Genomic DNA, 23,642 nt, shown 5'->3' with positions numbered 1-23,642 from the left:
GATGGCACTCCGGCCAGAAAGTTGTGGTCCCAGTTTGGGACTATGCTAAGATGAAGTGAATGAGGATCATCGCGCTCAGCACGATCAAGGGCTTTCTCGATCGAGCGGGCGGAGTCTCCGATGCTCGCGAACCCATGATGGCCTGGTTTCGGCAGGTAAAGCAGGCCGATTGGGCGAGGCCCGCGGACGTCAAGCGAGATATCCGAACCGCCAGTATCCTTAGGGATGGCCGCGTCGTCTTCAACATCGCCGGTAACAAATATCGCGTTGTAGTCTGGATCAACTATCCATATCGCGTGGTCTATATCCGTTTTGTTGGAACACACCGGCAGTACGATGCAATCGATGCGCAAACCATTTAAGAGGTCGATAATGGAAATCGCGCCAATCAAGTCTAACCGAGACTATCGTCGCGCGCTCAAGGAGATCGAGACGTTGATGAGCGCGCGCCGGAATTCGCCTGAGGGCGACCGGCTCGATGTGCTTGTGACGCTCGTGGAGGCGTGGGAGCGGAAACATTACCGCCTGGATCTTCCAGACCCGGTCGAAGCCATCAAGTATCATATGGAGCAGAGCGGCCTGCAGCCGAGGGACCTGATTCCCTTTATTGGCAGCCGCAACCGGGTCCACGAAGTGCTCAACCGTCGGCGCGAATTGACGCTCAGCATGATACGGCGCCTGCATGAGGGGCTCGGCATTCCCGCCGAGTCCCTCATCAAAGTTGGGCAGGATAGAGCCGCTTGAGCGACTTCAGACGGCGCCGCGCATCCGCTTCACGTCCGGCGGCGTCGCCTCGTCGACCAGGGTGGCGATCGCCTCGGCAGTCGTCATCACTTTCTGGCCGTCGCTGCCGAGCCGGCGGACCGAGACGGAATGCGTCTCGGCTTCCTTTTTGCCGACCACGAGCAGGGCCGGGATCTTGGCCAGCGAGTGCTCGCGGACCTTGTAGTTGATCTTTTCGTTGCGCAGGTCGATCTCCGCCCGAAGCCCTGCGCGCCGCGCCTGCTCCAGCACCACCTTGGCGTATTCGTCGCCTTCCGAGGTGATGGTGGTGACAACCGCCTGCACCGGCGAAAGCCAGAGCGGGAAGTTGCCGGCGTAGTGCTCGATCAGGATGCCAATATAGCGCTCCATCGAGCCGCAGATCGCGCGGTGCACCATCACCGGCGGTTTCTTGCCGCCGTCATGATCGATGTAGAACGCGCCGAACCGCTCCGGCAGATTGAAGTCCACCTGCGTGGTGCCGCACTGCCAGTCGCGGCCGATGGCATCGCGCAGAACGTATTCGAACTTCGGCCCGTAGAACGCGCCTTCGCCCGGATTGATCTCGGTCTTGATGTGATTGTTCTGCGACTGGATCTCGCGCAGCACCGTCGCCATCACGCGTTCGGCGTGATCCCACATCGCATCGGTGCCGACGCGTTTCTCCGGGCGGGTCGAGAGCTTCACCGTGAGGTCGCCGGTGAAGCCGAAATCGGCATAGGTCGACAGGATGAGATCGTTGATCTTCAGGCACTCCTCGGCGAGCTGGTCCTCGGTGCAGAAGATGTGCGCGTCGTCCTGGGTGAAGCCGCGCACGCGCATCAGGCCGTGCATGGCGCCGGAGGGCTCGTAGCGGTGCACCACGCCGAACTCGGCGAGGCGCAACGGCAGGTCGCGATAGCTCTTGAGGCCGTGCTTGAAGATCTGGACGTGGCCGGGGCAGTTCATCGGCTTGAGCGCGAACCAGCGCTTGTCCTCGGCCTCGTCGCCGGCCGATTGCGCCGCGAACATGTTCTCGCGATACCAGCCCCAATGGCCCGAGGTCTCCCACAGCACCTTGTCGAGGATCTGCGGCGCATTGACCTCGTTGTAGTCGCCGGAGAGACGCCGGCGCATATAGGCGATCAGCTGCTGGAAGATGGTCCAGCCCTTCGGATGCCAGAACACGACGCCCGGACCTTCCTCCTGGAAATGGAAGAGGTCGAGCTCGCGCCCGAGCTTGCGATGGTCGCGCTTCTCGGCTTCCTCGATCTGCTTGAGGTAGGCGTCGAGGTCCTCCTGCTTGGCGAAGGCCGTGCCGTAGATGCGCGTCAGCATCGGGTTGTTGGAATCGCCGCGCCAATAGGCGCCGGCCACCTTCATCAGCTTGAAGGCGTTGCCGACCTTGCCGGTCGAGGTCATGTGCGGGCCGCGGCACAGGTCGAACCAGTCGCCCTGGTAGTAGATCTTGATCGGCTCGTTGCCGGGAATGGCGTCGACCAGCTCGACCTTGAAGGCCTCGCCCTTGTCGCGGAACACCTGCTTGGTCTTCTCGCGGTCCCAGACTTCCTTGGTGAAGGGTTTGTCGCGCGCGATGATCTCGCGCATCTTCTTCTCGATCGCGGCAAAATCTTCCGGCGTGAACGGCTCGTTGCGGAAGAAGTCGTAATAGAAGCCGTTCTCGATCACGGGGCCGATCGTGACCTGGGTTCCCGGCCACAGCGTCTGCACCGCTTCCGCCAGCACGTGCGCGCAGTCGTGCCGGATCAATTCGAGCGCGCGCGGGTCGTCGCGATTGACGAGCTCGATCGTGGCGTCGGCTTCAATGGGATCGTTGAGATCGGCAAGCATGCCGTCGAGCGCCATCGCGACCGTGCGCTTGGCCAGCGACGGCGAGATGCCCTTGGCGATATCGAGGCCGGTGATGCCCTTGTCGAACTGGCGCTTGGCGCCGTCGGGGAAGGTGAGGGTGACTTTGGGAGCGGGGGTCACGGGCTTCAAATTGGAGAGGCTGTACTGGAAGCCGGACTCGGACTTGGGCTGGTCGGACATTGCTTTCTCCTGAGGCTCACTCCTGCGAACGAACGCAGGTAAGCGGGAACGAGCGATATATCAGGCGATTCGGCCTGTGCAATCCGGCATTTCCAAGAAAGTGGCGGGCAAAACCCGGGGCGGAGCCCGCAACTATTTGGCGTTGTACCCTTTAACCCATCGCAGGCCGCCGCTACATGCGTTTGCATGAAAAGCGCCCCAGCCGCCGCCCGTTTCGCGCCAACCGCCCTGATGCTCGGCAATCTCGTGACCGGCTGCTCGGTCTTGGCGCCGGCGGGCATGCTGCCGGAATTGTCGGCGGGGCTTGGGATCAGCATCCACGCGGCCGGGCTCCTGATCACCTTCGGCGCGGTGACGCTGTGCATCGGCTCGCCGCTGACGGCGTGGCTGACCAGCCGCATCGAAAGGCGGACCCTGCTCGCCACAACGCTGGCGGTGCTCGCACTCGGCAATCTCGCCTCCGCGTTTGCGCCCGATTACACCAGCCTGCTGATCATTCGCCTCGCGATGCTCGCAGTCGGCGCGCTCTATACGCCGCAGGCCGCCGGCACGGCTGCGCTGATCGTGACGGCGGAACGGCGCGGTAGCACCATTGCGTACATCTTCCTCGGCTGGTCGCTCGCAGCCGCCGTCGGCCTGCCGCTGATCACCTTCATCGCCAGCCGCTACGGCTGGCGCGCGGCCTATGGCGGGGTCGGCGCGCTCGGCTGCGTCAGCTTGCTGCTGTTGCTGCTGCGTCTGCCGGCGGGCCTGCAGGGCGCACCGGTCGATCTCAAGACATGGGCCGCCGTCGGCCGAAGCAGGACGATCCTGCTGCTGCTTGCGATCACGATGCTGCAAATGTCGGGGCAATTCGTCGTATTCACCTATATGGGGCCGCTGCTCAACAAGCTCACCGGCGCCGGTTCCGATGCGATCGGCTCGATATTTGCGCTGTACGGGATCTGCGGCTTCCTCGGCGTTGTCGTCGCCACCCGCATCGTCGACACTTCGGGGCCCTATCGTACCTCGTTGCTGTTCACCTGCATGCTGCTTGCCGGGATGAGCGGCTGGGCCCTCGGCGCAGGCTCGCTCGTCATGATGGCGGGCGCGGTGGCGATCTGGGGCCTAGGCTTTGCCTCGACCAATTCGATGCAACAGGTGCGGCTGGTCGCGGCTGCGCCGCCGCTGGCGTCGGCCACCGTCGCGCTCAACACGTCCGTTCTCTATATCGGCCAGGCGGTCGGCTCCGCCGTCGGCGGGCTGCTGTTCGCCCGCGAGCTCCTGCATGCGCTCGGCTTCGTCGCGGTCGGTTTCGTCGTGCTGGCACTGATCCTGGTGGTCGTGACCCGGCCCAGGCGGGCGGCTGCCGCCAGCGCCTGAACGCAGCAGGTCGTGTGCGCAAGGCGCTTGGCAAACCTCGCACGGGAGCGGTAGAAGGCCGGCGTGGGGATCAAAGAGAGTTGACTGAGATGAGGATGATTCTGGCGGTTGCCGCGGTGCTCTATTCAGCCTCCGTATTTGCGCAGACCGAGAAGCCACCCATGGTGGGGGACAAGCCGCTGGTGCAGGTCAAGCCGAAAGGCACCAAGGAGGCTGCCGCCGCTCCAAAGGGCAAGCCGCAATCGATCGCCGTCCGCCTCCAGGCCTGCCTCGAAATCGACGACGGCACCAAGGATCGCCTCAACTGCTACGACGCGGTGATCCCGCCGGCGCCGAAGCCGAAGCCGGCCAAGGCCAAGGGCTATGCCGACTGCCGCTTCCTCAAGGAAGAGGACGAGCGGCTGGCCTGCTTCAACGGCTTTGCCGAGAGCATCCCGAAGCTGCCCAGGAACTGATAGTCGGAACTGATATTTGCCCGGCTAGGGTTTTGTGGAGGCGACGCGCGTCAGCGCGAGCGACGGCGTCGCCGCCATCTTCACCAGCACGTCCTTGAGCGGATCGCGCGTCCAGGCGCGCGTGACATAGTCGCGATGGGTGATGCCCTCGCCGGTTTCCACGAACACCACGCTGCCGGGTCGTAGCGGCCCATCCATGTCCTCGGCGACGCTGATGCCCTTCTGGCGGAGCATGCTCATCAGCTCGCGGTCGCGCCGCGCGGTGTAGCGGGTGTAGGCGCTGACGAAGAAGCCGGAACGGTGGTTCTCGATCCAGGACGCGAACTTGTCCATCTCGCCATAGACGGCATCGAGCAGCACCACGCCGCGGACGCGGTCGCTGATGCCGCCGACCTCGAGGCTCCAGGCCGTCGGCAGGAAGCCGCCGCTATAGCCGACGATCACGATCGGCATGTTGGCGAAGGCGCGCGCGCTGTTGGGGTCGCCGGTGAGGCGGGCCAGATGGGTCGCCGACTCTTCCATGAAGCGCTTGAAGCCGCCCGGCTGCCAGAATTTTCCGGCGCTTGAATCGGCGGCGTCGACCGCCATCTGCGGCGCAAGCAGGATCGCATTGGCGCCGGAATCGGTGACCTGTTTCGGCACCATTTGCCGGTCGCGCACGTCGCGCTCGAGCGTTGCGCCATTGCCGTGAAAGAACACCACGATCACGCCCGGCTTGCGCAGGTCGAAATGCTCGGGCACGTGCACCAGCACGCGGCTGTCGCTGTAGGTCTCGTCGTGCCAGTAGACGCGGCCGGAATAGCTGCGGTGACCGCGGCGGTCGCCTTTGGAAATGTTGAGGAAGGGCGCGTCCGAGGCGGGGTTGTTGCCGAAATAGGGGAAGGCCGACGACTTCATGCTGACGAGCGTCGTCAGGTCCTCGCGGGCGGGGCGCTTGTACGGGACTTGCGGCTCGAGCGAGGCCACCTTGTAGGGCGCCTGCTCCGGTATCTGTCGCTGGACTGCGCTCTTGGGCGAGAAGTCCGACATCTGCCGTTGCAGGAAGCTTTCACTCGCCGAGGGAAAGCGCTCCCTAAACTGCGGGGCAGGGAAGCGATCCTCGAACGTGTCGCCGCTTGCCACGCGCGCGTTCGACGTCTGCGAATTGGTCTTGGCGACCACTTGGACGTTCGCCTGGACATTCGCCTGGGAGTTCGCCGCCAGCGCCGCCGGATCCGGCGCCTTGCCGCATTGAACGAGCGTCAGGGACAACGGCACCATGGCTGAGATCAGACCGGTCCGGAGCGCACGACCATGCCGACCGGACGGTGTCCGATCGGCTTGATCATCAGCTCTCAGTTTAGGAGCGCCCCCGGCCATCCACCCATGACCCCAAAGTCACGACCCAAGTCTTAGGTCCCAAGTCTTACGTCCCAAGTCACACGTCCATCGGCAATCTTGAAACAATTGAGCCGACTGGCGTTTAGGCGACGTTAAGCGTCCGGAGAAACTTCCCCACATCCGGAACGCTCGAAAGGACCATGCAATCGTGTCCTGATTGTGGGGAAGGGGAACGGGCAATTCCGGGTAAATCCAACGCCATCGTCCAAAAACGCGCGCTTGCGGTGTTTCGGTACCTGCTTTCGTTGCCTCATTTAACCCTTGTTAACCCTGCTTGATTTGACTGGGCCAAGTGCACGATGCGCTCCACAAGGCGAAGCGCCTGAGGTTAGGGACCCCGATGACGGCATCAGATGCGGGTACCCCGCCCTGGACGGACCGGCTGACCGGAAGGGGGGCCGGGGTCTCCGTTCCGGTCGCCACCGCCATCGTCGTCGCCGACATGATCGGGGTCGGCGTCTTCACCAGCCTCGGCTTCCAGGTCAAGGACATCCCGTCCGGCTTCTCGATCCTGCTGCTCTGGACGGTTGGCGGCGTCGTCGCGCTGTGCGGTGTGTTCGCGTACAGCGAGTTGGGCGCGATGTTTCCGCGCTCGAGCGGCGAGTACAACTTCCTCGGCCGGGCCTATCACCCGGCCTTCGGCTTCCTCGCCGGCTGGGTGTCTGCCACGGTCGGCTTCGCGGCGCCGGTCGCGCTCGCCGCGATGGCCTTCGGGGAATATGCCAAATCGGTCGTACCCGATCTGCCGGCGATTCCGCTCGCCATCGGCGTCGTGTGGCTGGTTTCGCTCGTGCAACTGACCGGCGTCAGGCACTCATCCACGTTCCAGCTGATCTCGACCGTCCTCAAGGTCGTGCTGATCGTCGCCTTCCTGGTCGCCGGCTTCGTCATCGCCGCGCCGCAGCCGATCACCTTCGCGCCCCAGCCGGGCGATATCGCCCACATCATCAGCGCGCCGTTCGCGATCGGGCTTGTCTTCGTGATGTATTCGTTCTCGGGCTGGAATGCCGCCACCTACATCATCGGTGAGATGAAGACGCCGCAGCGGAGCCTGCCGCGCGCGCTGCTCGCGGGCACGCTGATCGTGCTCGTGCTGTATGTCGCGCTGAACGCGGTATTTCTCCATTCGACGCCGGTCAGCGCGCTCGCCGGCCAGCTCGACGTCGCCAGTGTCGCCGGCACCGCCATCTTCGGCAGTCTCGGCGGGCGGATCGTCGGCGCCATGATTTGCTTCGGTCTGATCTCCTCGATCAGTGCGATGATGTGGATCGGCCCTCGCGTGATGATGACGATGGGGGAGGACATTCCCGCCTTGCGCGTCTTCTCCAAGCGGTCGGCGAGCGGCGCGCCGGCCTATGCCATCCTGCTCCAATTGGCCATCGCCAATCTTCTGCTGTTCACGCGCAGCTTCGAGGCGGTGCTCGATTTCATCCAGTTCGCGCTGTTGTTCTGCTCATTCTTCACGGTCGCCGGCGTCATCAAGCTGCGTGTCACCGATCCCGATCTGCCGCGGCCCTATCGCGCCTGGGGATACCCGTTCACGCCGCTCGTTTTCCTGCTCGTGACCGCGTTCATGATGTACTACCTTCTGACGGAGCGGCCGGTTCAGTCGCTGTCGGGAATGCTCGTCATGCTCTCCGGCCTTATGATTTACGCTGCTTTCCACAGGCGGCGCGTCGCCGCTGCCGCATCACCACATCGCGAATAGACATGCTCCGCCCCCTGAGAATTGCGGCCGTTGCTTTCGTCCTCCTGGCTGCGGCCGTCTCGTCCGCGCGTGCCGCAGACGTCACCTTCGATGACACGGCGCGCTTCCTTGCGGGCATGCAGCCTTCGGCGGACTCGCCGCTGGTGCCGCTCACCAGGGACCCGGCCTGGCAACGTCACGCCAAATTCTTCGACGGCGCCTTCGCTCAGCTCGAGCAGCGTCAGATCTCGAAGATCCGCAACTGGGCCGACCTCAATCTGGCCGCGCCCCGGCCGACCATGTTCTACCTGTTCAGCGGGCCCGATTTCCTCTACGCCAACGCCTTCTATTCCAAGGCCAGCACCTACGTGCTCGGCGCGCTGGAGCCGGTCGGGGCGGTGCCCGATTTGACGCGGCTGTCGCGCGGTTCGGTCGGCGCTGCGCTCTACAACGTCGAACGCTCGCTCGGCTCGATCCTGAGCTTCTCGTTCTTCATCACCAAGCAGATGAAGGTCGACCTGAGCGCCAACCAGGTCAACGGCACCTTGCCGATCCTCTATGTCTTTCTCGCCCGCTCCGGCAAGACCATCCGCAACGTCGAGATGGTCGCGCTCGACGACAAGGGCGGGCTACATGTCGGCGACGACAATCCCGGACGAAACGCGACGCGCGGCGTCCGCATCAGCTTCGCCGGCAGCGACGGGGAAACACGCACGCTGTATTATTTCTCGACCGACCTCTCAAATTCCGGCGCACGTGCCGCGGGCTTCCTGAAATTTTGCGAGACGCTCGGGCCCGGCAACAGCCTGATCAAGAGTGCGTCCTACCTGTTGCACTCCGGCAATTTCACCGTCGCACGCGACTGGTTGCTCGCCAACAGCGCCACCATCATCCAGGATGATTCCGGCATTCCGCTCGTGAACTACAATGCACGGCAATGGCGGTTCTTCCCGTTCGGCCGCTATCTCGGTCCCATCGACGAATTTCCCGGCCGCTACCAGGAGCGCTACGCCGAGCTGTTCACGCACGCCCAGCCGATCGATTTCGGCGTCGGCTATCGCTGGCGCATGCATGAATCGAATTTGCTGCTGGCGGTGAAGGTGCCGGGCAGCGAGACGTCACCGGCTGCGGAGACCACTTCGGCCGCCGAGCCGGCGCCAAAGCCGCCGCGCCCGAAGCGGCTGCGGCCCCCGGAGTCGGTCCCGCCGTCACAGGGACGTTTTTTCTGGTTTCGCTAGGCTCTTTGCGGGAGACGGGAGGTCAAGAGGCCTGGGCTACGACGACCAGCACTTCGGCCTTCTGCCGGCCGAGGCTCCTGACCTCGTGCGGCGTCTCGCCTGAAAAATACAGGCAGTCCCCCTTGCCGAGGACAAGCTCTTCGCCGTCGAGCTTGATCGCGATCTTGCCGTTGACGACGAACAGCAGCTCCTCACCCGCATGCGAGGCGCGCGTCGCCGCCTTGTGCGGCGGGCTCAGCAGAAATGGCTCCATCATCTTGCGGGTGCGACCGGTCGCTAGCGGGACCACGCCAAACGTGTTCTGGAACAGCGGTACATTTCCGTCCTGGCGGCGGAACAGCGTGTAACGCGGCGCCGGTTCGGCGTTCGGATCGAAGAAGTTCGCGACATTGACCTCCAGCGCGGCCGCCATTCGTAGCAGTGCGGCGAGGGAGGGGATCTTGAGGTTGCGCTCGACCAGCGAGATGTAGCCGCGTGTGAGATCGCTCTGCCGTGCCAGCTGGTCCAGCGTCAGGCCCTTGGCAATCCGCGCCTGGCGGATGTTGGCCCCGACCGCCGTTGCCTTGCTGACGTCAAGCACGAAAAGAATCTCCCGAACTGCTCAGGCCCCGTTTTGCAACAGATGGCGCCGGACCGCCAGCCCGGCGGCCGGCAAGGCGCCGCCGCCGGTCGCCGCCAAGTGTATTCCAAAGGAAAACTTATGGGCAAAAATTTCAGGCAGAGGCGCGGATATTGTGGGCAGGTGGACTGGTATATCGCGGAAATCAGCAAAATATAGATGCAATTCATCGACTTTGCCGCGATCGGCGGCATTTGCTGCGTTCCGATGCGTTGATTTCCAACAGTAAACATGATCGATTTTACCGCCGTGGCTGCCGGTGGGCGCCACGGACTGAGCCAACTGCTTTTCCCTGGCGCCGGTACCTTTTGGAGAGATCGATGACCGTAGCAGACGACGTAACCCTGAATGGAGCGCCGGACGAGGCGGCGAGCTTGCGGCGGATCGTGTGGTCGAGCGTGATCGGCACCGCGGTCGAATGGTATGACTTCCTCATCTATGGCACGGCGACCGCGCTGGTGTTCAACAAGGTCTTCTTCGCCGCCGGCAACGCCACGCTCGCCACCATCGCGGCTTTCGGCACCTACGCCGTCGGCTTCCTGGCGCGGCCGCTCGGGGCTGCGATCTTCGGGCACTACGGTGATCGCGTCGGCCGCAAGGCGATGCTCGCGATCACGATCATGGTGATGGGCATCGGCACCTTCCTGATCGGCCTGCTTCCGACCTACCAGCAAATCGGCATCGCCGCACCGCTCCTGCTGCTCGGATTGCGCTTCCTCCAGGGTATTGGTCTCGGCGGCGAATGGGGTGGTGCAGTGCTGATGGTGGTGGAGAACTGCCCGACGCACCGCCGCGGTCTGCTCGGCAGCATGGTGCAGGTCGGCAATCCCCTCGGCAATCTTGCCGCGATCGGCATGTTCGCGCTGGTGGCGAGCCTGCCGGAAGCTGACTTCATGACTTACGGCTGGCGCATTCCCTTCCTGATTTCGGTCCTGTTGGTCGGCGTCGGTCTCTACATCCGCCTCAACATGGAAGAGACTGCGGCCTTCCGTCAGGTGCAGGCCAAGAAGGAGGTGGCAAAGCTACCGCTGGTCGAGATCTTCAGACATCACCGCCGGCCTTTCTTCACTGCGGTCGGTCTGAAGATCTCCGAGATCGCCTATGCCAGCATCGGTGGCGTGTTCGTCATGTCATACGCCACCGCCAATCTCGGCCTGCCGCGTGCGGTCGTGCTGAACGGGGCGTTCGCCGCGTCGCTGGTCGCGTTGCTCGCCATCCCGCTGTTCGGCTGGCTGTCCGACCTTCTCGGCCGCAAGACGATGTTCTATGCAAGCTGTCTGTTCTCGGCGCTGTTTGCCTTCCCGCTGTTCTGGCTGCTGGACACTCGCGACCCGACCATCGTCATCTGCACCATCGTGGTCGCGATCACCTTCGGTCAGATGGTCATGTTCGGCATCGGCGCGCCCTGGTACTCCGAGCTGTTCACCGCGCGCCTGCGATACAGCGGCGCCTCGCTCGGGTTCCAGGTCGGAGCAGCCCTGAGCGGCGGCTTGACGCCGCTGATTGCAGCCACTCTGATGGCCTGGAGCGGCGGCGCAACCTGGCCGGTCTCGTTGCTGCTGATCGCCTGTGCCGCCATCACCGCGACCGCGACCACGTTCGCCCCTGAGATGGCGAACAAGGAACTGACCTGATCCCCCGGCGCCGCCGCCGGCGGCGCCACCACGTCTCACAAGGATTCGTCATGCTCAATACGATCAACGCCGCTCCGGCCCAGGGCGCAGCACAGCTCGGCTGGACCGGCGTGGTGCGCTTCCTCCATCTCGCCCCGCGCGCGTTCCTGCCAATGCGTGCAGTCGAGACGCTCACCCTCGTCGCCGGCAAGGGAATCGAGGGCGACCGTTACATGATCGGCAACGAAGAGGGGTTTTACTCGCACAAGCCCGAGGAGGGCCGGCAGGTCACCCTGTTCGAGCTCGAGACCTTGGTTGCGCTGAAGCGCGACGCCGGGATCGAGCTCGGCCCGGAAGAGCATCGGCGGAACGTCACGGTGGAGGGCGTGCCGCTGAATCATCTCGTCGGCCGCCGCTTCTGGCTGGGCGAGACCCTGCTGGAAGCCACCCGGCTGTCGGTGCCGTGCCGGCATATCGAGGAGATCACGGGCAAGGCGATCTTTGATCCCCTCATCAACCGCTCGGGCCTCAACTGCAGGATCCTGCAAGGCGGCACCGTCACGGTCGGCGACATCGTACGGAACGCGGCATGAGCGCGCGCCCCATTACGACGGTCAAGACCGTCGTTACCGACATCGAGGCGGCGGGGACAGGGATAAAACTGTTCACGCTGGCCGATCCCGACCGGTGGGAATTGCCGCCGTTCAAGCCTGGCGCGCATATCGATCTGCATCTGCCGAACGGGCTGGTCCGCACCTATTCGCTGTGCAATGAGCCCGCGGACAGCGCGCGCTATGTCATTGCGGTCAGGCGCGAAGCGGATGGGCGCGGCGGGTCGCGGGCGCTGCACGACGAAGTCGGCATCGGCGACGTCATCGGCGTGTCGCTGCCACGGGGCGGACTAGAGCCGCAACCTCGCTTCGGACGGTACGTGTTCCTGGCCGGCGGCATCGGCGTGACGCCGTTCTTGTCCATGGCTCGGCATCTGGAACGAACGAAGCAAGCTGACTTCACGCTGCATCTGATCGTTCGCGAGGAGGTGCCGCTTGCCGCGCACCTCGGCGTATTGGTCGAGGAGGGGCGCATCATTGTGCATCGGACGTCCCGCGCCGGGCGTCCCGATCTTGCCGCGCTCGTCGGAAAAGGCGGGCCCGGGACCCTGGTCGCCTGCTGCGGCCCGGAAAGCATGATCGAGGACTTCGAGCGGCTGACCGCAGTGTGGCCCGCGGCGAGTGTCCATATCGAGCGGTTCGTCGCGCCACCACCGGTCATCGATCCCGACGCCAAACCGTTCACATTGTCACTGGCGCGTTCGGGCGGCGAGATTCACGTGCGGGCCGGTCAGACCATGCTGGCCGCTTTGCAGGAGGGAGGCATCGACATTGCGACCTCTTGCTGCGGCGGCATCTGCGGCGCCTGCAAGGTCGGCTGGATCGAGGGCAAGCCGGTTCACCGCGACCGCATCCTGTCGTCCTATGAGCGCGAGCGCTATCTCATGGTGTGCGTGGCCGGCTCGGATTCCGACCGGCTGGTGCTGGACCTCTAATTACCAATGCACGCTCTGGCTCGGCACGATGAACGTCGTCGTGCTCGGCTGTGTCGCAAGGCTCCTCGCAAGATACCAGCCGGAGCCGAGGACGAGTGCGAGCAAAGCGATGATGGCGAGCAGGTCGATGGTTCTCGGATCGTGTGCCTTGTGATCCAGATGAGGACCAGGCTTGAAATGCGGGCTGATTTTCCAGCGCATTGTTGTTTCCTCCCGTGGGGAGCATCAAAACAACGCGGGCGGAAAGTCCAAGGTTCCGGTCAGGGCGGCGCTGCTCAGAGCACCGCGGCAAACGTCAGCATGCATTGACCCCACGCCAGCGGCCGTAGCGCCAGGGCAGATACCAACGTGCGCCTCGCGGAGCGGTGAGAGGCACGTTGTCGATGCCGGACGTGCCGAAGGGATTGCAGCGGAGCAGGCGCGCGAGCGTCATCCAGCCGCCGGCCCAGAGCCCGAATCGTTCGATCGCCTCATCGCCATAGACGGAGCAGGTCGGCAGGTGCCGGCAATTGTACCCGACCAGGGGCGACAGCGTGTGGCGATAGAGCCAGATCAGCCCACGGCCGAATCTGCGCGGCAGCCGGAGCACACCATCGACGGAACTGGAACAATGCTCGCAGGCTGAATGCTTCATGTGCGTTGTGCTGCGATGTTGAGCGAGGCTTTGCCTGGTTCCAGCGCAGGGAACCATAAGTTGTTGTTTCCGCGCCATATTTTGCGTGTTTTTTGGGAGCAGTGCAGCAAGTATCTGTGGACGATCTGTATTCGCCCGGATACCATTTTTATGACGGCCGTGTGTAGAAACATACGCCTGTATGATGGACTCAGATAGCGCTACCGGGGATTGTTTGGGGACCTTGGGGCTTTAGGGCTTGGGGAAGGAACCAGATTGAGACTTCTGAACTCCCTTAATCTTCGCGGCTGGTTGCTGGTGGGAACCGCCGTTTGTGGAGTCGCGCTGGCAGGTGCCGTCGCGACATTCGGATCGTCGGCCCGCGCCGGCGCTGTCCTCGAAGAGCGCAAGCTGCCGATGAAGTTCAGCTGGGTCGCCTGCGAGCCGAACTGCCGCGGCTGGATCAGCGCGGTCGGCATCATCACGGCCGATACGCCCAAAGACTTCGAAGAGTTTTCGCGCGGCCGGCAGCTCGGCGGCGCCACCGTGGTGCTCGATTCCAGCGGCGGTTCCGTCAATGACGCGATCACCCTCGGCCGGCGTTTTCGCAATCTCGGGCTTTTGACCACGGTCGGCGTAAGCCTCCGTGGCGGCCCATCGACGCGCCCGGCGGTCGCACCGGAAGCTTATTGCGAATCGATGTGCGTGTTCCTGCTGCTGGCCGGCAAGAAGCGCTACGTGCCGGAAGCCGCCCATGTCCGGGTTCACCAGATCTGGATGGGCGACCGCGCCGATGATGCCAAGGCGGCGAGCTACAGCGCGCAGGACCTGATGATCGTGGAGCGGGACATCGGCCGGCTCGCCAAGTACACCTTCGACATGGGTGGCGCCGGGGACCTGCTGTCGATCGCGCTCAGCGTCCCGCCCTGGGAGGACCTGCACGAGCTCGACGCCGGCGAACTCAAGCTCACCAATCTGGTCACGACGGATCTCGTGGCTGACGTGCTCCCGCATGTCGACATCTCGGGGCCGGCAATGGCGGAGCTTGCACCGAAGACGCAAGCCAGGTTTGGCGCGGAACCGGAGCAGGCGCAGTCTTCCAAGTCGACCAAGACGGCGGAAGCCGTGGTGCCGACCGGCAGCGTTGTCACGCCGGCTGTGACGGCGCAGCAGAAGTAAGATTCTCCACTGTCGTTCCGGGGCGCTGCAAAGCGACGGACCCGGAATTCAGATGTTAGAGCGCGAGATCCCCAGGTGCGCAATTGCGCACCCGAGGTGCGCGATTGCGCACTAAGGTTCGCGCTGCATCCGCGCCCGAATGACATCGAAAGGAAGGCTCAGCCTTGCGCTGCGGCCGGCTGCTTGGTTTTGGCCTCGATCTGGCCGATGGCATCAACCACGGCATCGAAGGTGAGAAGCGTCGAGGCATGGCGCGCTTTGTAGTCGCGGACCGGCTCGAGGAACTTGATCTCCTCCCATTTGCCTTGAGGAGGCGCACCATTCTCCTTCAGCATTTTGCGAACGGTTTCGCGTAACTCACGGAGTTCGCTCGCAGTCGAGCCGACCACGTGACTTGCCATGATGGATGAAGAAGCTTGGCCCAAGGCGCAGGCCTTCACGTCATGCGCGAAGTCGGTGACGGTGTCCCCGTTCATCTTGAGATCGACCTTCACGGTCGAGCCGCACAGCTTGGAATGGGCGGTGGCAGAGGCATCGGGGTCCGACAACCGTCCGAGGCGCGGAATATTCCCGGCCAGCTCGATGATCCGCTTGTTGTAAATGTCGTTCAGCATGTGATGGAGTCCAACACGTCCTACCCGCGTCCGGGCCGGATCGGCCTTGGCGGGCGCCGCCCACGGTCCTATATAGGGGCGGAACTGGTGGAAAAACAGTCCAGCGGTGCGGCGGCGGTGATCCAGATCTGCGCTGCCGGCGTTGTGACCTCGGGACTTTTGCACCGAAACTGTTCTGTTCAGGCGTCCGGCGGCTTGGCCGCCCCGTCTGCCGGTGACACTCCGGCCGTTAGGCCGTCGAACGGAGTCGATATGGACGCTGCAATCAAATCCATCCGCCCGGGCAAGCCCTCCGACCGGCAGCCCGAGAGCCGCCCGGCCGAGCTTGATCCTGCCGAATTCCTCGCGGCCGCCGTCCGCGCCGACCAGCCGCGCCCCGCGCGCGCCGAGGCGGAAGCGGCGGTGAAGACGCTGCTCGCCTATATCGGCGAGAACACCGAGCGCGAGGGCCTGCTCGACACGCCGCGCCGCGTCGTCGAGGCTTTTGACGAGCTCTATCAGGGCTACCACCAGTGCCCGGCCGAGGTGCTCGACCGCACCTTCGGCGAGACGGCGGGCTATGACGATTTCGTCCTGGTGCGCGACATCGAGTTCACCTCGCAATGCGAGCATCACATGATGCCGTTCTACGGCAAGGCGCACATCGCCTATACCCCGGTCGAGCGCGTCGTCGGCTTGTCCAAGCTTGCCCGTCTGACCGACATCTTCGCCCGCCGGCTCCAGACCCAGGAGCACCTGACCGCGCAGATCGCCGCCGCGATCGACGAGGTCCTCAAGCCTCGCGGTGTTGCCGTGCTGATCGAGGCCGAGCATACCTGCATGTCGGTGCGCGGCGTCGCCAAGCATGGCGCCTCCACCTTCACCAGCCGTTTCACCGGCATGTTCCGCGACAATCCGGCGGAGCAGGCCCGTTTCCTGTCCCTGGTGCGAGGCACGACGCGCTGACCTCGCGAAAACCGGCGAGAGTTATTGTGTCCGCTCATTCCCATGAGATCGAGGAAGGCCTCGCCTTCCTGCCCAAGTTCGATGCCGCTGGCCTCGTGACGGTCGTTGCCACCGACGTCGCTACCGGCGACGTGCTCATGGTCGCGCACATGAACGAAGAGGCGTTGCGCAAGACCATTGCGACCGGCGAAGCGTGGTACTTCAGCCGCTCGCGCAATGCCTTGTGGCGAAAAGGTGAGACGTCGGGTCAGACTCAGCGCGTCGTCGAGATACGCACCGATTGCGATCAGGATGCGGTCTGGATCCGCGTCGAGCAGATCGGTGCGGCCTGCCATACCGGCCGGCGGTCGTGCTTCTACCGCAAGGTCGAGGCCGAGGGCGGAGGAGCCAGGCTGGTCTTCACCGAGGCGGACCGGCTGTTCGATCCGAACGACGTTTACAAGAAGTAGCAACCTTGTCATTCCGGGGCGCGCGACAGCGCGAACCGGAATCTCAAGATTCCGGATTTGGCTGTTCGAGCCGCTCCGGAATGACCGGCAAACCTGAATTAACCCCGCCTTAACCATACCTGTCCCACGGTGAGACGACGGGCGCCGAATTGCCGGCGTCGTTCAGCGCCGCGCGGGGCGGGCACTCCATCATGTCGATCGACAATTTCAGTGCCACGCAGACGGCCGGCCTCGATCCGTCGCGGGCGCGTGTCGCCGGTGCGATCAAGCAGGCCTCGAACATCACGGGCGTCAGCTTCCAGTACATGCTGACCACCGCCAAGATGGAATCGGATTTCGATCCGACGGCGGGAGCCACCACCTCGTCGGCGCACGGGCTCTACCAGTTCATCGACCAGACCTGGCTCGGCACGGTGAAGGAGGCGGGCGCCCAGCTCGGCTATGGCAGCTACGCCGACGCCATCACCAGGACGTCATCGGGCACCTACACCGTCGACGATCCCGTCAAGAAGCGGTCGATCATGAAGTTACGCGACGACCCCGAAGCCGCTTCGGCCATGGCGGCGGCATTGACGCAGTCCAACGGCTTCAAGCTCACCGGTTTGCTCGGGCGCAGGCCGAGCGACAGCGAGCTCTACATGGCGCATTTCATGGGCGTCGGCGGCGCCGCAAAGCTCATCGCCAATGCCGAAGACAATCCGCAAGCCGTCGGCGCGCGGCTGTTTCCCAACGCGGCGGCCGCCAACCGCTCGATCTTCTATGCCAAGGACGGCCGCGCCCGCAGTGTCTCCGAGGTCTATTCGGTCCTGGACTCCCGCTATGCCAGCGCGGCGAATTCAAAGGTGACCCGCAGCGCGATGGCGATGTATGGCGGCACGCCCTCGACCACGCAGCTCGCGAGTGCCAACGCAGTGGTGCCCACGGCGCCCGTCGTGGACAACGCCGCCTATCTCCAGACCTTCCCGAATACCCGCACCGTGACGCCCGTCAGCGCGACGTCGACACATGTCGCGGACAATGCGCCGAGCACGCCGGTGTTTCGTTCAATCTATCAACCTGGCGATGCCACGCAGCCGGTCTCGACCACGGTGCAGAAACTATGGGGCAACAATGCCTCGCTCACCTCGGTCGCATCGGCAACGCCGGACGTGCGGCCGCCGCAACCGCTCGATCTCTTCAGTGATCGCAGCGGCACGTTCTCGAGCTAGCTTCACACTTGCCCCGGACGCCGCGTTACGTCCGTGTACAAGATCGAGATCGTGTGCGCAGCTGCGTCCACGGAGGGGCGGCGGGAGCTCTCGTCGTCGCGTGTGCCGCGCGCCGCGGCTTTGTTCCCTTAACAAATCGTCAATGAAACCAGCCAGTTATGGTGAACGCTTTGTTAAGCGTCGTGGTTTATTTTGTGTTGCAGGTGACGAGCCGTCATCGTTTTCGTTTGTTGTGTAAGCCGGAAGCAGCATGATTGTTCGGCAGTTCATTCATTGGATCAGGACGGCGCCCGCAGGCGAGCGGGCCGAGGCAACACGGGCGCTGGCCCGGGCTTGGCTGATCTCCGACCTTTCTGCAGACGACCGCATCGCCGCCGAAGGCGCGCTTCTGATGCTGCTCGACGATCCCTCGCCGCTGGTGCGCCAGGCGATGGCCGAAGCCTTTGCCCGCAGCCTTGACGCGCCGGCCTCAATCGTGCGGGCGCTGTCCGCCGATCAGCCGACGGTCGCGCTGCCGGTGCTCGAACATTCCCCGCTCTTGATCGACGCCGATCTCGTCGACATCGTCGCGACCGGCAGCGAGGAGGTGCAATGCGCGGTGGCCCGCCGCATCGCATTGCCGGTGTCGGTGTGCGCCGCGATCGCCGAAGTCGGCTGCGCCGCTGCCGCGCTGGAGCTGATCGAGAACCCCCACGCCGAGCTCGCCCCGTTCTCCTGGGACCGGATCGTCGAGCGTCACGGCCATCTCGCCGCGATCCGCGAGGCGATGCTGGTGCTGGAGGATCTGCCGGCCGCAACGCGTGCGGCGCTGGTGGCAAAGCTCTCCGAGACACTGGCGCAATTCGTCGTGGCGCGGAACTGGCTGAGCGCCGACCGCGCGGACCGCATCACCATCGAGGCGCGCGACCGCTCCACCATGAACATCGCGGCGCGCTCGCGTGGCGATGACATGCAGGGCCTGGTCCGGCATTTGCGCATCACCGGCCAGCTGACGGCGGGCCTGATCCTGCGCGCGCTGCTGTCGGGCAATCTCGACCTGTTCGACACGGCGCTCGCCGAGCTCGCCGATCTGCCGCTGGCGCGCGTCTCGGCGCTGCTGCACGAGCGCGGCGGCAACAGCATGCAGGCGCTGCTCCGTCGCGCTGGGCTTCCGGAGGCGACGTTTGCAGCGTTCCAGGTCGCGCTCGATGCCTGCCACGAGCAGGGCTTCGTCGACAGCGACGACGGCGCGGTGCGGCTGCGCCGGCGTATGGTCGAACGCGTGCTCACCCATTGCGAGTCCGATCGCGGCGCCACCGAGCCGCTGATGGTCCTGCTGCGCCGCTTCGCCACCGAATCCGCGCGCGAAGAGGCACGGCTGTTCTGTGACGAGCTGGTCGCGGATGATGCGGTCGATCCGGTCTATGACGATCTGATCGCGGCGTAGTTCGAATTTCGCGATAAGGCAGGCCGGAAGCGACAAACTCCGTCATTGCGAGCGCAGCGAAGCAATCCAGAATCCCTCCGCGGGGACAGTCTGGATTGCTTCGCTGCGCTCGCAATGACGAGAGGAGAGAGTGAAGCCTTATTCCGCCGGCGCGATGCTCGGCGCGAGGATCACCTCGAGATGCTCGGGGCGGTCGCGGTTGACATGGGCAAGATAATCGTCGGCGACCTTGCGCAGGCGGCGGCTGAGCTCGGCCGAGACGCTGATCCTGTCCAGCCTGGTGTTCTCGTGCACGATGGCGAGAATGGCGTTGATGTGGTGCGTGAACAGCTCGGCCGGCACCTTTTCCAGGTCAGGCGCGTGCTCGATGACGCGGCACAGGCTTTCGGCGATGCCTGCCGCTGAAGGAAATCCGAACGTCGCCGCATCGCCCTTGATGTCGTGCGCGGCGTGGAACAGCTCGTCGCGCAGTTTCTTCGTGAAGCCGTCCTTCTGCACGCCCGTCCAGGCAGCGGACAGTCGCTGGACCTCGATCGCCATCCAGTCCTTGAACTCGCCGGAGAGGCTCGCGAGCGCCTGCTCGGCGCGGCCGACCGGGTCGTCCAGGTCTTTTTCTTCGACACGGCGCAGGACCTTGCGCAGCGGATTGGGCTGCGTGATGACCTGGTGCGTGGCGAAGGCCTTGACCTCGATGTCCTTTGCGCTGTTCTTCGCCATGATGCCTGCCTCGTCTGAAGAGGTTGCGCTAGATGGAGGAACGGGCCTTGTCGAGCAGCGAGGGCTGCTGCAGCACCTCGTGCTTTTCGCCGACGCGGCGCTCCGGGCCCATATAGGCGGAGTTGGTGTTGCGGCGCCGGTCGGGGCCGAAATAGGTCTTGGTCTTGATGAAGGGGCGGGGATTGGCGACGACGTTGAGGATGCGCTGATAGAGCCCCTTGGCCGAGATCGGCTTGGCCAGAAATTCGGTAACGCCGGCATCGCGCGCGACCGTGACGCGACGTTTCTCCGAATGTCCGGTCAGCATGATGATCGGTGCGTAGGGATTGCCCTTGGATTCCGGCTGGCGGATCATCTGCGCGAGCTCGAGCCCGTCGAAGATCGGCATGGCCCAGTCGGTGATGACGATGTCGGGCACGTAATGGCTGTACATTTCGAGCGCCGTGGCGCCGTCCTCCGCCTCATAGACCTCGCGCGCGCCGAAGGAATGCAGCAGCGTCCGCAGGATACGGCGCATGTGCGGATTGTCGTCGCAGACGAGGAAGCGCAGCTTGTTGAAGTCGATACGGAACATGACGCCCGGGCCAAAAGCGGGTCAACCTTCGTTAACCATATCGTGTCGGGAGTTAACGAAGGGTTGCGGCCAGGCCCTGGGGCGGCGTCGCAGGACAGGCGGTTCAGTACCCGAACTGCTCGCGCAGGATGCGCTCTTCCAGGCTGTGGCCGGGGTCGAACAGCATCCGCATCGCGATGGTCTTGTCGGAGAGCACCTCGACGCGGCGGACGTCGCGCACCTCGTAGTGGTCGGCGACGGCGGCCACGGGCCGCTTCTCGCCCTCCAGCACCTCGATCACGACATAGGCCGTGTTGGGCAGCAGCGCGCCGCGCCAGCGGCGCGGACGGAAGGCGCTGATCGGGGTCAGCGCCAGCAGGGCGGCGTTGATCGGCAGGATCGGTCCCTGGGCGGAGAGATTATAGGCCGTTGAGCCGGCCGGCGTCGCCACCATGATGCCGTCCGCGATCAGCTCGGACATGCGCTCGCGCTCGTCGATCAAGATCCTCAAGCGGGCGGCCTGGTAGGTCTGCCGGAACAGGGCGACTTCGTTGATGGCGTGGTGCAGATGGACGTGGTCGTTGACGTCGGTCGCGCGCATCAGGAGGGGATTGATCTCGGATTCGTGGGCCGCCTCCAGCCGCGCGCGCAGATCGTGCGTCGAATATTCGTTCATCAGGAAGCCGACGGTGCCGCGATGCATGCCGTAGATCGGCTTTCCCGTGCGCATGTTCTGATGCAGCGTCTGCAACATCAGGCCGTCGCCGCCGAGTGCGACGACCACGTCGGCCTCGTCGGGATCGCAATTGCCATAGTCCCTGGTCAGCTGGCCAAAGGCAGCCTGCGCCTCGTTGCTCGGGCTGGCGACGAAGGCGATCTGGTCATATCGCGAAGGCTTGGTCATGGCGTCTCGGCAGGGCCGCTGGCTCGAGGAACGTTCCGCCGGGCTCGTCTATACGAGGTGAGCCCGTATTGTCGAGGAGGCCGCTCTGCAAAGCAAACGGGCGGCCGGTTGGGCGGCCGCCCGGTTCAATTCAGGGTAAAGATTGGATCGATTGCCGCGGATCAATATTTTGCGATGACGGCGCCCGGGGTGAAGCGATAGTTCACGCCGATCTTGACCTGGGACAGGCTGCCACTGTCGCGCATCGTGGTGACGCCATCGCTCATCAGCGACGTCCGGCTGCCGAGATCGATGTAATCGTACTCGGCCTTCGCCGACCAGTTCTTGCCGAGGTCGAACTCGGTGCCGTAGCCGATCAGCCAGCCGCTGCGATAGCCGCTGCTGCTGAAGCCGTTGGTGGCTCCACCGAACTGGTTGACGCAGGGACCGAGCGGGAAAATGCCGACTACGGTGCCATTGAGCGGGCCGAACACACAATTGACGTTGGTGCGGTCCTGGGCCCAGGCGCCGCCGGCCTTTGCGTAGATCAGGGTGCGGTTCCAGGAATAGCCGACGCGGCCGGAAAGGGTCGCGATCCAGTCCGACGAGTTCTGGCAATTGAGCAGCAGCGCGAGGTTCTGAACCGTGGTGCAGGTGCGCGATCCGCGCAAATTCGTCGCCGCGAAGTCGCCCTCGACGCCGAGCACCCAGTTGCTGGGCATCTGGTAATTATAGCCGACCTGGATGCCGCCGAGGCCACCGAACACGCGCGGATTGTTGCCGTCGATCGGATCGCCGACAAAGCGGATGTCCGTCTTGCCGTATTCGACACCGAGCGAGCCGCCGATATAGACGCCGGTCCAGTTGGTCGGCGCAATAACGGTGCCGGCGGCCTTGGCCGGCGCCTTCAGCGGCATGATCGAGGCGATCTGTTCCGGCGTGAACTGGTAGCGAAGACCGGCATTGGCGGTCCAGCCGTCGATGTTTTCGCCGTTGCGATAGTCACCGCGGACGAAGCCGAGCCAGCCGGTGTTGACGAGCTGGCCGGCAACACCGAGCGAGTACTGACCGTAGGTGCCGACCCGGCTCGTGCTGGTGTTCTGCGAGATCGCGATCGGGACGACGCCGAACACGCTGGCGTTCAGGCTATTGACCGACGAGGTCACGTCGCCGGCGAATTCGTGGAAGACGCTGACCGAGGCAAAGGGCTGCACGATCAGGTTGCCCGAGGTGATCGTCGTGCCGCCACGCACGGTGAAGCGCCCGATCTTGCTCTCGATCGGCGAGGTGGTCACGGTCGAGACGATGCCTTGCGAGACGGCGCCGCCGCTCAAGGTGTAGTCGTCGACATTGGTCCGCGACCAGGTGAAGCCCGCGGACGGCTCGATGAACCAATTGTTGGCCAAGGCGAAATTGTAGCCGACCGAGGCCGACACGGAGGTGCCGCGTGCGCCAATCTGCTGGTTGAACAGCCCGACGCCGACATTGGTCAGGTCGGCGCGGTAGAACTCTTCGCGCACCATGATGTCCGCGAAGAAGCGGCCGTAGGTTGCGACGACGTAGGCGCCGAGGAAGGGGACCTCGAAATTCGTGCTGCCACCCGCATTGTCGGTGGCCTTGGACGACAAATAGCCGGCGGTGGTGCCAACGTGAACGTTCCAGCCGCGCCAGTTCAGACGCGAGATGTCCTGCCCGACCTGAACACCCCCGAAGCTCTGATGAACCGAGTTGGCGCAATTGAAGTTCGATGCAGCACCAAGCACCGGATTGAGGACGCCGGCATTGACCGTGCCGGTCGAGGTCGAGGTGAACTTGTTGGTGACCTCGCCGCCGACGCCACGGATCCAGACGCCCCCACCGGGCTGCTCCGGCTTCGGATCGGCGGGCGCCGAGACGAATGCGCTGCCTTGCTGCGTGAGGAATGCGGTGTTGGTGGTGCCGAGAGCACCGGCGACTGACCCGGAGGCCGCGCCGGTCGACGCCGAGATCGCCGCCAATTGTGCGCCGAAGAATCCCGCGCCCGGTCCTGTGACGGCGCCGGTGCATTGCGCGAAGGCTGCGGACGAACTCAGCGAAAGCGCAACCACGGCAGCGGACAGGAGCTTCGTGCTGCTGATCCGCCCGGTCAGCCTGAGCACAAACTGCCTCATTCCCAGCCCCCAACAATCGAAAAATAAGGAATCAACAGACGCAGCAACACTCGGACACAAAGCTAAAGGAGCAACGCTTGCACCGGAAGCGTGGCGATGCGAGTTCGGTGTGATCCACGGCCGATTTCCAATCGGCTGTACCGGAGTCGCCACATGTGGCAGGATGTCGCATGCATGGCCCCACAGGCTGTGATGTGCATCACGCAGGGACC

At 64.3% G+C, this 23,642-nt stretch carries 25 protein-coding genes; 14 read left to right on the top strand and 11 right to left on the bottom strand.

All coding sequences use genetic code 11. From position 1 onward, the window contains the following. Positions 1-59: 59 nt before the first annotated feature. Entirely contained in the window at positions 60-362 is a 303-nt protein-coding gene (locus HZZ16_RS08250; protein WP_246510010.1) for a type II toxin-antitoxin system HigB family toxin, read from the top strand. Positions 363-372: 10 nt separating this feature from the next. After that, positions 373-744, top strand: a complete 372-nt coding sequence (locus HZZ16_RS08245) for a helix-turn-helix domain-containing protein (RefSeq protein WP_194408370.1) — start codon at positions 373-375, stop codon at positions 742-744. A 6-nt stretch (positions 745-750) separates the two neighbouring features. On the opposite strand, the gene thrS is transcribed toward HZZ16_RS08245, so the two are convergent. Next, positions 751-2,793 (bottom strand): threonine--tRNA ligase, encoded by a 2,043-nt coding sequence (gene thrS / locus HZZ16_RS08240; protein ID WP_197947981.1) that lies wholly within the window; start codon positions 2,791-2,793, stop codon positions 751-753. Between the two features lie 186 nt (positions 2,794-2,979). Between thrS and HZZ16_RS08235 the strand changes: the two genes are divergently transcribed. Beyond that, complete coding sequence (locus HZZ16_RS08235; RefSeq protein ID WP_197947980.1) at positions 2,980-4,155, top strand: MFS transporter; 1,176 nt, start codon at positions 2,980-2,982, stop codon at positions 4,153-4,155. Positions 4,156-4,244: 89 nt separating this feature from the next. Then, positions 4,245-4,610 carry a hypothetical protein gene (locus HZZ16_RS08230; RefSeq protein WP_197947979.1) on the top strand — a complete coding sequence of 122 codons (366 nt, stop codon included), beginning with the start codon at positions 4,245-4,247 and terminating at the stop codon, positions 4,608-4,610. A gap of 24 nt (positions 4,611-4,634) precedes the next feature. Here HZZ16_RS08230 and HZZ16_RS08225 read toward each other — a convergent pair whose 3' ends face one another. Beyond that, entirely contained in the window at positions 4,635-5,969 is a 1,335-nt protein-coding gene (locus HZZ16_RS08225) for an alpha/beta hydrolase (RefSeq protein ID WP_197947978.1), read from the bottom strand. 361 nt (positions 5,970-6,330) lie between these two features. On the opposite strand from HZZ16_RS08225, the gene HZZ16_RS08220 reads away from it, so the two are divergent. Beyond that, positions 6,331-7,698 (top strand): APC family permease, encoded by a 1,368-nt coding sequence (locus tag HZZ16_RS08220; protein WP_197947977.1) that lies wholly within the window; start codon positions 6,331-6,333, stop codon positions 7,696-7,698. A gap of 2 nt (positions 7,699-7,700) precedes the next feature. After that, complete coding sequence (locus HZZ16_RS08215) at positions 7,701-8,915, top strand: hypothetical protein (protein ID WP_197947976.1); 1,215 nt, start codon at positions 7,701-7,703, stop codon at positions 8,913-8,915. Positions 8,916-8,937: 22 nt separating this feature from the next. On the opposite strand, the gene HZZ16_RS38105 is transcribed toward HZZ16_RS08215, so the two are convergent. Together HZZ16_RS38105 and HZZ16_RS08205 are read right to left on the bottom strand one after the other, a co-directional pair. Next, positions 8,938-9,495 carry a helix-turn-helix domain-containing protein gene (locus HZZ16_RS38105; protein WP_197947975.1) on the bottom strand — a complete coding sequence of 186 codons (558 nt, stop codon included), beginning with the start codon at positions 9,493-9,495 and terminating at the stop codon, positions 8,938-8,940. A gap of 21 nt (positions 9,496-9,516) precedes the next feature. Continuing rightward, the gene (locus HZZ16_RS08205) at positions 9,517-9,816 is read right to left on the bottom strand and encodes a hypothetical protein (RefSeq protein WP_197947974.1); all 300 of its coding nucleotides are present in this window, start codon (positions 9,814-9,816) and stop codon (positions 9,517-9,519) included. Positions 9,817-9,854: 38 nt separating this feature from the next. On the opposite strand from HZZ16_RS08205, the gene HZZ16_RS08200 reads away from it, so the two are divergent. The 3 genes from HZZ16_RS08200 to HZZ16_RS08190 are packed head-to-tail and all read left to right on the top strand — an operon-like array spanning position 9,855 to position 12,693. Next, positions 9,855-11,168: an MFS transporter gene (locus tag HZZ16_RS08200; RefSeq protein ID WP_197947973.1), complete on the top strand. Its 1,314-nt coding sequence runs from the start codon at positions 9,855-9,857 to the stop codon at positions 11,166-11,168. Between the two features lie 50 nt (positions 11,169-11,218). Next, entirely contained in the window at positions 11,219-11,740 is a 522-nt protein-coding gene (locus tag HZZ16_RS08195; protein ID WP_197947972.1) for an MOSC domain-containing protein, read from the top strand. Further along, positions 11,737-12,693, top strand: a complete 957-nt coding sequence (locus HZZ16_RS08190; RefSeq protein ID WP_197947971.1) for a PDR/VanB family oxidoreductase — start codon at positions 11,737-11,739, stop codon at positions 12,691-12,693. Before HZZ16_RS08195 ends, HZZ16_RS08190 begins: the two co-directional genes overlap by 4 nt. Here the strand turns inward: HZZ16_RS08190 and HZZ16_RS08185 are convergent, their stop codons facing one another. Together HZZ16_RS08185 and yidD are read right to left on the bottom strand one after the other, a co-directional pair. Then, positions 12,694-12,894 (bottom strand): hypothetical protein, encoded by a 201-nt coding sequence (locus HZZ16_RS08185; protein WP_197947970.1) that lies wholly within the window; start codon positions 12,892-12,894, stop codon positions 12,694-12,696. It lies immediately after the preceding gene. A gap of 94 nt (positions 12,895-12,988) precedes the next feature. Further along, positions 12,989-13,327 (bottom strand): membrane protein insertion efficiency factor YidD, encoded by a 339-nt coding sequence (yidD, locus tag HZZ16_RS08180; protein ID WP_197947969.1) that lies wholly within the window; start codon positions 13,325-13,327, stop codon positions 12,989-12,991. Positions 13,328-13,582: 255 nt separating this feature from the next. Here yidD and HZZ16_RS08175 point away from each other — a divergent pair, with 255 nt between their 5' ends. Then, positions 13,583-14,485: a COG3904 family protein gene (locus tag HZZ16_RS08175; RefSeq protein WP_197947968.1), complete on the top strand. Its 903-nt coding sequence runs from the start codon at positions 13,583-13,585 to the stop codon at positions 14,483-14,485. A gap of 158 nt (positions 14,486-14,643) precedes the next feature. Here the strand turns inward: HZZ16_RS08175 and HZZ16_RS08170 are convergent, their stop codons facing one another. After that, positions 14,644-15,099 (bottom strand): iron-sulfur cluster assembly scaffold protein, encoded by a 456-nt coding sequence (locus tag HZZ16_RS08170; RefSeq protein ID WP_197947967.1) that lies wholly within the window; start codon positions 15,097-15,099, stop codon positions 14,644-14,646. 252 nt (positions 15,100-15,351) lie between these two features. Between HZZ16_RS08170 and folE the strand changes: the two genes are divergently transcribed. From folE to HZZ16_RS08150, 4 genes are all read left to right on the top strand, one after another. After that, positions 15,352-16,044: a GTP cyclohydrolase I FolE gene (gene folE, locus HZZ16_RS08165; RefSeq protein WP_036010520.1), complete on the top strand. Its 693-nt coding sequence runs from the start codon at positions 15,352-15,354 to the stop codon at positions 16,042-16,044. Positions 16,045-16,070: 26 nt separating this feature from the next. Then, positions 16,071-16,493, top strand: a complete 423-nt coding sequence (hisI, locus tag HZZ16_RS08160) for a phosphoribosyl-AMP cyclohydrolase (protein ID WP_197947966.1) — start codon at positions 16,071-16,073, stop codon at positions 16,491-16,493. Positions 16,494-16,684: 191 nt separating this feature from the next. After that, entirely contained in the window at positions 16,685-17,701 is a 1,017-nt protein-coding gene (locus tag HZZ16_RS08155; protein ID WP_246510008.1) for a lytic transglycosylase domain-containing protein, read from the top strand. A 250-nt stretch (positions 17,702-17,951) separates the two neighbouring features. Beyond that, positions 17,952-19,127, top strand: a complete 1,176-nt coding sequence (locus HZZ16_RS08150) for a DUF2336 domain-containing protein (protein WP_197947964.1) — start codon at positions 17,952-17,954, stop codon at positions 19,125-19,127. Positions 19,128-19,265: 138 nt separating this feature from the next. Here the strand turns inward: HZZ16_RS08150 and HZZ16_RS08145 are convergent, their stop codons facing one another. The 4 genes from HZZ16_RS08145 to HZZ16_RS08130 all read right to left on the bottom strand — a co-directional run bounded on the left by HZZ16_RS08145 (position 19,266) and on the right by HZZ16_RS08130 (position 23,430). Beyond that, positions 19,266-19,844 (bottom strand): Hpt domain-containing protein, encoded by a 579-nt coding sequence (locus HZZ16_RS08145; protein ID WP_197947963.1) that lies wholly within the window; start codon positions 19,842-19,844, stop codon positions 19,266-19,268. A gap of 28 nt (positions 19,845-19,872) precedes the next feature. Then, positions 19,873-20,418, bottom strand: a complete 546-nt coding sequence (locus HZZ16_RS08140; protein ID WP_008549760.1) for a response regulator — start codon at positions 20,416-20,418, stop codon at positions 19,873-19,875. Between the two features lie 103 nt (positions 20,419-20,521). Further along, the gene (locus HZZ16_RS08135; RefSeq protein WP_197947962.1) at positions 20,522-21,301 is read right to left on the bottom strand and encodes an NAD kinase; all 780 of its coding nucleotides are present in this window, start codon (positions 21,299-21,301) and stop codon (positions 20,522-20,524) included. 161 nt (positions 21,302-21,462) lie between these two features. After that, complete coding sequence (locus HZZ16_RS08130; RefSeq protein WP_197947961.1) at positions 21,463-23,430, bottom strand: autotransporter domain-containing protein; 1,968 nt, start codon at positions 23,428-23,430, stop codon at positions 21,463-21,465. Between the last annotated feature and the right edge of the window lie 212 nt (positions 23,431-23,642).

The organism is Bradyrhizobium glycinis (assembly GCF_016031655.1).
GTDB lineage: Bacteria > Pseudomonadota > Alphaproteobacteria > Rhizobiales > Xanthobacteraceae > Bradyrhizobium > Bradyrhizobium glycinis.
The sequence above is the reverse complement of the archived record's forward strand: the minus strand, read 5'-3'. Positions and strand labels throughout refer to the sequence as shown.

Bases quoted from the DNA above. Each gene is read 5' to 3' on its own strand.
- HZZ16_RS08145 (WP_197947963.1), bottom strand. From the start codon at position 19,844: ATGGCGAAGAACAGCGCAAAGGACATCGAGGTCAAGGCCTTCGCCACG.
- folE (WP_036010520.1), top strand. From the start codon at position 15,352: ATGGACGCTGCAATCAAATCCATCCGCCCGGGCAAGCCCTCCGACCGG.
- HZZ16_RS08245 (WP_194408370.1), top strand. From the start codon at position 373: ATGGAAATCGCGCCAATCAAGTCTAACCGAGACTATCGTCGCGCGCTC.
- HZZ16_RS08230 (WP_197947979.1), top strand. From the start codon at position 4,245: ATGAGGATGATTCTGGCGGTTGCCGCGGTGCTCTATTCAGCCTCCGTA.
- HZZ16_RS08130 (WP_197947961.1), bottom strand. From the start codon at position 23,430: ATGAGGCAGTTTGTGCTCAGGCTGACCGGGCGGATCAGCAGCACGAAG.
- HZZ16_RS08190 (WP_197947971.1), top strand. From the start codon at position 11,737: ATGAGCGCGCGCCCCATTACGACGGTCAAGACCGTCGTTACCGACATC.
- HZZ16_RS08140 (WP_008549760.1), bottom strand. From the start codon at position 20,418: ATGTTCCGTATCGACTTCAACAAGCTGCGCTTCCTCGTCTGCGACGAC.
- HZZ16_RS08220 (WP_197947977.1), top strand. From the start codon at position 6,331: ATGACGGCATCAGATGCGGGTACCCCGCCCTGGACGGACCGGCTGACC.
- HZZ16_RS08185 (WP_197947970.1), bottom strand. From the start codon at position 12,894: ATGCGCTGGAAAATCAGCCCGCATTTCAAGCCTGGTCCTCATCTGGAT.
- HZZ16_RS08250 (WP_246510010.1), top strand. From the start codon at position 60: ATGAGGATCATCGCGCTCAGCACGATCAAGGGCTTTCTCGATCGAGCG.
- HZZ16_RS08170 (WP_197947967.1), bottom strand. From the start codon at position 15,099: ATGCTGAACGACATTTACAACAAGCGGATCATCGAGCTGGCCGGGAAT.
- yidD (WP_197947969.1), bottom strand. From the start codon at position 13,327: ATGAAGCATTCAGCCTGCGAGCATTGTTCCAGTTCCGTCGATGGTGTG.
- HZZ16_RS08135 (WP_197947962.1), bottom strand. From the start codon at position 21,301: ATGACCAAGCCTTCGCGATATGACCAGATCGCCTTCGTCGCCAGCCCG.
- thrS (WP_197947981.1), bottom strand. From the start codon at position 2,793: ATGTCCGACCAGCCCAAGTCCGAGTCCGGCTTCCAGTACAGCCTCTCC.
- HZZ16_RS08215 (WP_197947976.1), top strand. From the start codon at position 7,701: ATGCTCCGCCCCCTGAGAATTGCGGCCGTTGCTTTCGTCCTCCTGGCT.
- HZZ16_RS08225 (WP_197947978.1), bottom strand. From the start codon at position 5,969: ATGGCCGGGGGCGCTCCTAAACTGAGAGCTGATGATCAAGCCGATCGG.
- HZZ16_RS08200 (WP_197947973.1), top strand. From the start codon at position 9,855: ATGACCGTAGCAGACGACGTAACCCTGAATGGAGCGCCGGACGAGGCG.
- HZZ16_RS08195 (WP_197947972.1), top strand. From the start codon at position 11,219: ATGCTCAATACGATCAACGCCGCTCCGGCCCAGGGCGCAGCACAGCTC.
- HZZ16_RS08150 (WP_197947964.1), top strand. From the start codon at position 17,952: ATGATTGTTCGGCAGTTCATTCATTGGATCAGGACGGCGCCCGCAGGC.
- HZZ16_RS08155 (WP_246510008.1), top strand. From the start codon at position 16,685: ATGTCGATCGACAATTTCAGTGCCACGCAGACGGCCGGCCTCGATCCG.
- HZZ16_RS08235 (WP_197947980.1), top strand. From the start codon at position 2,980: ATGAAAAGCGCCCCAGCCGCCGCCCGTTTCGCGCCAACCGCCCTGATG.